Below are 8786 nucleotides of genomic sequence, written 5' to 3' on the forward strand. Positions count from 1 at the left end.
CCAAATCTCATGATTTCTATCCCTGGATACCGTATTTACGAAGAACTTTATACAAACCCTCACACAGTTATTTATCGAGGGATGCAGCTTGAGGAAGAAAAACCCGTTATCCTCAAAACTCTCACCCCGACATACCCTACCCCAGCGCAAATATCCCAACTACTGCACGAATCCGAAATTCTTAAAAATTTGAGTTTGCCCGGAATAGTCAAGCTTTACAAAATAGAAACCTACAATCACTTTCCTGTTTTAGTTTTAGAAGATTTTGGTGGAATTTCCCTAAAAGACTTTCTCAGCAACAACCAGCTAGAGTTACAACAATTTCTGCATATTGCCATCAAACTAGCAGAAACTATTGGTCAACTTCACGAACACCACATTATCCACAAAGATATTAAACCCAGCAATATTATTATCAATATCGAGACAGGAGATGTCAAAATTGCTGATTTTGCGATCGCCTCCCTGCTACCGGGCGAAAACCCCGCCCCCAGCGATCCCCATTTACTCGAAGGCACTCTCGCTTATATGTCTCCTGAACAAACGGGACGCATGAATCGGGCGATCGACTACCGCACCGATTTTTATTCTTTAGGCGTCACCTTTTATGAAATGCTGTGTGGCGAATTGCCTTTTCATGCGATCGATCCCATGGAATTAGTACACTGCCATATTGCCAAAACGCCAGTTTCTCCTTGTGAAAACAGAAAGCAGAAAGTAGAAAGCAGAAGCCTCGAAGGCAGAATGAATCAAGTAGGAACCAAGGAGATTCCTCAAGTCGTTTCCAATATAGTCATAAAACTCTTAGCAAAAACAGCCGAAGACAGGTATCAAAGTGCTTTCGGACTTTTGTACGACTTGGAAAATTGTCTCGCTCAACTGCAAACTACAGGCGAAATTTCCCACATAACCCTCGGCGAGCAAGATCAGTCAAGTCACCTGCAAATTTCCCAAAAATTTTACGGGCGAGAAGCAGAAGTTAATATGCTTCTCAGTATCTTCCAGCGGATGAGGCGGGGCAATACAGAAATCGTGCTGATTTCTGGTGGTGCAGGTGTGGGCAAATCCTCGTTAGTTTATGAAGTTTACAAGCCGATTCGGCTGGAAAACGGGTATTTTATTGACAGCAAATTTGAGCAATTTAAGCGCGATATTCCCTACGCTTTTTTGCTCCAAGCTTTTCAAGATTTGTTACAGCAAATTTTCACAGAAAATGCTGCAGAAATCCATGTTTGGAAACAAAAAATTTTAAAAGCACTCGGCGGCAACTGCCAAGTAATTATTGAAGCTATTCCCGAAGTAGAACTGATTGTCGGGCCGCAGCCCCCCGTGCCAGATTTAGGAGCAAATGAATCTCAAAATCGCTTTAATTTAGTATTTCAAAACTTCATCCGCGTCTTTGCTCAAAAAGAACACCCTCTAGTAATTTTCCTCGACGACTTGCAGTGGGTCGATTCAGCCTCTCTCAAGTTAATAGAACTGCTAGCAACTGACCTGGAAACTCAATATTTATTAATAATTGGAGCTTACAGAGAGCAGGAAGTAGATGCAAATCATCCCGTAATGCTGACAGCCGAAGCAATTAAAAAAGCAGGCGGAACTCTGAGCGCGATCGCCCTTCCGCCTTTAGATATAAGCAGCGTCAACCAATTCGTTGCCGATACTTTGAACTGCGCCCCAGAAAAATCCCTAAGTTTAGCAGAATTGCTTTTGCGAAAAACCGCTGGAAATCCATTCTTTTTAACTCAACTTATAAAATTTCTTTACTCAAAAAACTTAATTCAATTTAAAGTTTCACCCTCGACTAATTTGGTCGAGCTAGCTGAATCTAACCTGTCGGGCTTAGCGAAACCAATCTTCGAGCAAATTGTGAAAAAATGCCATATCACAGGCGAGTGGCAGTGGGATATCGAACAAATACAAGAAATGGCAATAACTGACAATGTTGTCGAATTAATGATAGATAACATTCAGAAACTTTCAGAGGCTACCCAGGAACTGCTTAAATTAGCCGCTTGTATCGGAAACAAATTTGATTTAAAAACTCTCTCGACAATCGCCGAAAAACCTCTGGCGTCCGCAGCAACAGACCTCGGTGAGGCACTTCAGTCCGGTCTGATTTTGCTCGTGAATAACGCCTACAAAATTCCGACGATCGCACTAGCAGCAAATACAGAAGTAACAGACACAATATCTAGAGAGTTTACGGATGAATTGTCGCTACCAGTGGCCGATCTTCCTAGCGCAACTTACAAATTTTTGCACGAGCGAGTGCAGCAAGCAGCTTATGCTTTAATATCCGATTACCATAAACAAGAGATCCATCTCAAAATAGGCAAAATTCTGCTGCAAAACGCACCGCCCGAGCAATTAGAAGAGCATATTTTTGATACCGTAAATCAACTAAATTATGCCAAAAAAATCATCAGCAGCCAGTTAGAACAATTTCAATTATGCCAATTAAATTTAATTGCAGGCCGCAAAGCAAAAGCAAGTGCAGCTTACGAACTTGCCCTGAAATATTTAACCGCAGGTATTGAACTGCTGCCCCCGGAAAGTTGGCAAACTGACTACGACTTCACACTTGCACTCTACGAGTCAGCAGCAGAAGCTGCTTACCTCAATACCGACTTTGAGCCAATGGAAAAATGGGCGAGAGTTGTCCTGCAACACGCAAAAAATGAACTAGACAAAATCAAAGTGTTTGAAATCAGAATCATAGCTTGTGCGATGCAAACCAAACTCCAAGAATCGGTAAAAATTGGTCGCGAAGCACTAACAATGTTAGGGATAAACTTTCCCGAATCGCCGATTCCCCTCCACATTCAGCAAGCACTGGCTAAAACCGCAGCTTATTTAACCGGAAAGAAAATAGAAGATTTAATTAACTTGCCGATTATGACCAATCCGCACAAGTTAGCAACGATGCGCGTGCTTTCCAGTATGTTTTCAGCTACATTTATAGTTGAACCTGTGCTGCTGCCGCTGATTGTGTGCGAGCAAGTTAATTTATCTATTAATTACGGAAACTCTACTTTTTCTGCCTTCGGTTATGCTAATTACGGAGCAATTTTAAAAGGAATAGTTAGAGATATTGAGTCTGGCGATCGCTTTGGTCAATTAGCTTTAAATTTGAGCGATAGATTAAATGCGTTAGAATTCAAAAGCAAAACGCTTAATTTAGTAGCATTCATTTTGATGAACGGCAAGCATCACGTTAAAGACTCTTTGCCGCTATTAGAGGACGCCTATCAAAGCGCGCTACAAAATGGGGATTTAGAATGTGTTGGATATGCAGCCGTAAATATTTGTCAGTCTTTGTATTTTATCGGTCAAGAATTGCCACAACTGGAACGGAGAATGGTAAGTTACAACCATTTGCTGTTTCAACTCAAGCAAGAAACTGTACTGACTTGGAATCAAATATATCGGCAAACTATTTTGAAATTGATGGGACAATTGGAAAGTTCACACCTTGTATTAGGTGAAGCATATAGCGAAGAAAAATTGTTGTCGCTGCTGTTGAAAGCTAACGATCGGGTGGGACTACAGCACTTTTATGTGCAAAAATTAATACTAGCGTATTTATTTGGAGATACTGCTACAGCGCTAGAAAATGCAGCGCAAGCCGAAGTATATTTAGACGGGGTTGCAGGCTTTATTAATGTTTCTGAATACCAGTTTTACGATTCTCTAGCCCGCCTAGCAGCCTATCCATCTGCCACAAATGAGGAACAAGAAGAGCATATTTTTTACGCTGTCAGTAACCGGAAAAAACTGCAACAAAAAGCGCTGTCGGCGCCTATGAATCTTCAGCACAAATGCGACTTGCTTACAGCAGAAAAAGCGCGCGTTTTGGGCAATGTTGTGAGAGCAATGGAATATTACGATCGCGCAATTGAAGGAGCCCAAGAAAACGGATACATACAAGTCCAAGCACTAGCAGCAGAATTGGCAGGAGCATTTTATCTATCCATAGGACGAGAAAAAAATTCTAAAACTTACTTGACAGAAGCGCGTTATTGCTATCAGCGCTGGGGAGCAACAGCCAAAGCAGTGCATTTAGAATCAAAATACTCGCACTTGCTAACTTCAAGCTCGATTTCAACTAATATTGAAACTCACAAATCTACCAGCAGCGCTTCCACTACCAACGACAGTGCAGGCGTGCTAGACTTGACCACAGCAGTTAAAGCATCGCAAACCTTAGCCGGCGAAATAGTTCTAGACAAACTGCTGGCAAAAATGATGAAAATTGTTATTGAAAATGCGGGGGCGCAAAGAGGCTTTTTAATACTAGAAAAAGAGGGTCAATGGGTGATTGAAGCATCAGGATCTGTAGATGTCGATCGCGTTGCTGTCATGCAATCAATTCCGATAGATTTTGTAGCCGACGATCGAGAAGTAACTTTGCTGGCAGTTGCAGTTGTGAATTACGTCGCCCGCACCCAGGAAAGTATAGTTTTAAACGATGCCGCCCGCGAAGGACAATTTACTCGCACACCCTATATAATGGCCGTCCAACCTAAATCAATTCTTTGCACTCCGTTAATTAATCAAGGCCAACTCACTGGCATTCTATATTTAGAAAACAACCTGACTACAGGCGCTTTTACACCAGACAGGTTAGAAATATTAAAACTGCTGTCTTCTCAAATTTCTATCTCCATCGAAAATGCCCAACTTTACGAGAACTTGCACCAATTCAATCACAATCTCGAAAATTTAGTACAGCAGCGTACCTCCGAGCTCTCCCAAACTTTAGAAGACTTAAAATCGGCTCAAAATAAACTGGTAGAGTCGGAAAAAATGGCTGCCCTCGGCGGGTTGGTTGCAGGTGTTGCCCACGAAATCAATACTCCCATCGGCATCGGCATCACCGCCGCCTCGCTGCTTGCTGAAAAAGCCACAAAGTTTTTTGAGGTTTACAGTAACGGCCAAATAAAACGTTCCGAGTTAGAAAAGTTTCTGGATACCGCCGTGCAAAGCAGTAATATGATCTTATCTAACCTCACGCGGGCAGCCGACTTGATTCACAGTTTTAAAGAAGTAGCTGTAGATCAGTCGAGCGAGTTAAAACGCACGTTTAATGTTAAAAACTATCTAGAGGAAATTTTGACATCCTTAACAGCCAAACTAAAAAGAACTAAGCACAAAATACAGATTAAGTGTGATGAAAATATTGTAGTGGACAGTTACCCTGGCGTAGTGTGTCAAATTGTGACAAATCTGGTGTTGAATTCCCTAATTCACGCCTACGATGGAGAAGACGAAGGAGTTCTGGCTTTTGATTTCAAACGAGAGGGCGATCGGCTAATATTTGAATATGCCGATAACGGCAAAGGAATTGACCCAGAAAATCTAAGTAAAATTTTTGAACCGTTTTTTACCACCAAAAGAGGTCAGGGAGGCACGGGATTGGGACTGCACATTATTTATAACCTTGTTACTCAAAAACTAAAAGGCACAATTAACTGCACAAGTCAAGTCAATAAAGGCACAAAATTTATGATTGAATTTCCCGCTAAAATGAGCAATTAGTTATGAGACCGCCAACATGGATATAAGTTTTATATAGGAGAACGATATATGTCAGAAGCTAGTAAAAACCTGTTGGCTGCAGGCGATGACGGATTAATCGCGGCGGGCGACGATGAATTAATATTTGCAGAGGAAGACGAGGCGGAACAAAAACCGCTAGAAGAAAGTTGGAAAATATTAATTGTAGATGATGAAATAGAAATTCACAATATTACTAAACTAGCGTTAAACGATTTTAAATTTGAAGGGAAAAGTATAACCTTTATCAGCGCTTACTCAGGAAAAGAAGCTAAAGAAATAATCCAAAATAACTACGACATAGCCTTGATTTTACTGGATGTAGTTATGGAAACAGACGAAGCAGGCTTGGAAGTAGTTAAATACATCCGCGATATTTTAAATAATCAAGTAGTGCGAATTATTTTACGCACTGGACAGCCCGGACAAGTACCCGAAGATGTAGTAATTGTCAGCTACGATATCAATGATTACAAAACCAAAACAGAACTTACTAACAAAAAATTATTTACCACAGTAGTCACCGCACTGAGAGCATTTAGATCGCTCAATCAAATCGAGTCCAGTAAAAGCGAACTAGAAAAAATTGCCCTTGCATCAGCTCGTTTTGTACCCCGTGAATTTTTGAAATTTCTCAAAAGAGAAAGCATCGTTGATGCCAGACTGGGAGACTCTGTACAAGCAGAAATGACGATTATGTTTGCCGATATTCGCTCATTTACAAGTCTGTCCGAAAGTATGTCTCCCCGAGAAAACTTTGAATTTCTTAACTCTTACTTAAGCCGAGTGGGCCCAGTTATCCGCCAGTACAACGGTTTCATAGATAAATACATTGGTGACGGGATTATGGCTTTGTTTCCTAACAGGGCTGAAGATGCTGTGCAAGCAGCAATTGAGATGCAGCAGCAAGTAAAAATTTATAATAGACACAGGCAAAATAGTGGCTATCAACCGATTTCGATAGGGATTGGCTTGCATACGGGGACTTTAATGTTAGGTACGATTGGCGAAGCGGAACGAATGGAAAGTACGGTGATTTCTGATGCCGTTAATTTAGCTTCCCGCGTGGAAGGATTGACAAAGCTTTATGGGGTGGCTATTGTAGCTAGCGTCCAAACCCTTTGCCGGATAGACGATCCTCAACATTACAAGTGCCGGTTTCTAGATCGCGTTCAAGTAAAAGGAAAACAAACACCTGTGGCTGTATTTGAAATTTACGATGGCGACTCGCCGACAATGATCGAACTAAAAGCACAAACTCAAACTTATTTTGAACAGGGAATTTTTTTTCACTACCAGCAGCAATTCGCGCAAGCAAGGCAAATGTTTCTGCGCGTTTTACAAATCAATAAGTATGATAAGGCCGCATCTTTTTATGCAGAACGCTGCGATATGTTGATGAAGAATGCCGTCATTATGACTCTCGAAGGTATTGAAATTTAGCTAATTGGTAATGGGGAATTGGGCATTGGGCCTTGGGCATGGGGAATTGAGAATTGGGCAGAAAAGAATTAGCAAATGGGCATCCGCTAAGATAGTCAACGGTGAACAGTGAACAGTGAACAAATAACTTAATTTATGCGTTTCAAATCCCTTGATGTTTTTCGCGGAATTGCGATTGCCTCCATGATTCTCGTCAACAACCCCGGTAGTTGGAAACAGGTGTATCCGCCGCTAGAACACGCAGAATGGCACGGCTGCACCCCGACAGATTTAGTATTTCCGTTTTTCTTGTTCATCGTTGGCTGCGCGATGTCTTTCTCGCTGTCTAAATATATTCAAAATTATTCAAAAACCGGAAGAGACACCTCAAAAATTACACAAACAAAGGAAAAATCAGAATCTGCTAAAAACCCTCTTTCTTCTTCCTTCTTCCTTCTTCCTTCTTCAAATATTTACTGGCGAATTGCGCGCCGCGCAGCGATTTTATTTATATTAGGGTTGCTGCTAAATACATCTTCGATCGCCCTTGACGTACTTCTCAACAGCGCCCCGCTTGAAAACTTCGGTAAAATCCGCATCATGGGAGTATTGCAGCGCATCGGCTTAGCTTATTTCATCAGTGCGATCGCCATTCTCAACCTTTCCCCCCGCCATCAAAAACTGCTCGCGGTTGCCGTGCTTTTGGGCTATTGGGCTGCATTAACCGTAGTGCCTGTAGGGGGGTACACTGCCGGCGAACTCACGCCAGAAGGAAATTTAGCAGGATATGTCGATCGGCTAATTCTCGGTAGCCAACACCTGTACAAAGGCGGCCCCTTCGACCCGGAAGGATTGTTGAGTACCTTACCCGCAGTTGTCACAGTCCTCACAGGCTACTTTACCGGAGAATGGCTGCGAGTACAGCCAATCAAAACCCGCACCAGTATCAACTTAGCAATCTGCGGCCTCAGTTGCGTGGTAATCGGCCACTTGTGGGGATTGTTATTTCCGATCAACAAACAACTTTGGACAAGTTCTTATACCAATTTAATATGAAGCTGCATAGAATAGGGCTTCAAGAATAAAATTGTAAGATGACAACGAACAGATTTCCTCAGGAGTGATTTTTTCAAGAACTTGTTGCAAGCGCTCTCGTAGTTGCCCAAGTGTTGTAAAAACCTCTCCAACAAGTTGCTGTTTGATATATTCCCAGACCCGTTCAATTGGATTAAGTTCTGGACTATGTGATGGCTGACAGACTGGAATTAAATTTTCTGGCCAATCGAGTTCATTAGTGATATGAGCACCCGCTTGATCCATTTGAATCAGGGCAATATCTTCACCCAATTGTAGAGAAACAGCGTCAATAAATTGCTGGAAATCTTCTCCATTAAGATGGGCATATTCTTGGCAAAAATGCCAGCCACTCAATGGTTCGACTACCCCATACAACCAAAAATTTTCACGCTTCCACAGTATGGGAGCAACTGGTTTTACCCCCCGGGCTGTAATTACTTTACCCGTCAACGTTTTCAGTCCCAAACGGGTAACATCAAGACACAAATATCGTAGCCGTTTACCTTTACCAAAGAATTTTTGAAACGTCAAGACTGCTGGGACGATGTTTTTTTAAAAAGTTCCACTGCTTTTATGTCCTGTAAAGCACTTTGCGGACGTGGCACTTTCAGTTTTGCTTGGAGACGATAATGCACCCAAGCATAAACTGTTGCATAAGTCAGTTCTAGACTATACTCTTTTTTGAGCCATTCAACAATTTCTCCGTAGCTTTTGAAGGCGGCTCCTTT

General features: G+C 41.9%; 4 protein-coding genes and 1 pseudogene. 3 read left to right on the plus strand and 2 right to left on the minus strand.

What is annotated here, in order from left to right:
- Nucleotides 1-9 precede the first annotated feature (9 nt).
- The 3 genes and pseudogenes from QUB25_RS13240 to QUB25_RS13250 all read left to right on the plus strand — a co-directional run.
- Entirely contained in the window at nucleotides 10-5541 is a 5532-nt protein-coding gene (locus tag QUB25_RS13240) for an ATP-binding sensor histidine kinase (RefSeq protein WP_333183672.1), read from the plus strand.
- A 48-nt stretch (nucleotides 5542-5589) separates the two neighbouring features.
- Complete coding sequence (locus QUB25_RS13245; RefSeq protein WP_333183673.1) at nucleotides 5590-7002, plus strand: adenylate/guanylate cyclase domain-containing protein; 1413 nt, start codon at nucleotides 5590-5592, stop codon at nucleotides 7000-7002.
- A gap of 135 nt (nucleotides 7003-7137) precedes the next feature.
- Nucleotides 7138-8022 (plus strand): annotated as a pseudogene (locus QUB25_RS13250) (acyltransferase family protein); the annotation flags it as partial.
- Between the two features lie 6 nt (nucleotides 8023-8028).
- Here QUB25_RS13250 and QUB25_RS13255 read toward each other — a convergent pair.
- Together QUB25_RS13255 and QUB25_RS13260 are read right to left on the minus strand one after the other, a co-directional pair.
- Nucleotides 8029-8589 carry an IS630 family transposase gene (locus QUB25_RS13255; RefSeq protein ID WP_333183674.1) on the minus strand — a complete coding sequence of 187 codons (561 nt, stop codon included), beginning with the start codon at nucleotides 8587-8589 and terminating at the stop codon, nucleotides 8029-8031.
- Nucleotides 8586-8786, minus strand: a 201-nt coding sequence (locus tag QUB25_RS13260) for a winged helix-turn-helix domain-containing protein (protein ID WP_333183675.1), incomplete at its 5' end; no start/stop codon positions are given. The genes QUB25_RS13260 and QUB25_RS13255, both read right to left, overlap by 4 nt.

The sequence above is a fragment of the Microcoleus sp. B3-D7 genome, from assembly GCF_036705305.1.
GTDB lineage: Bacteria > Cyanobacteriota > Cyanobacteriia > Cyanobacteriales > Microcoleaceae > Microcoleus.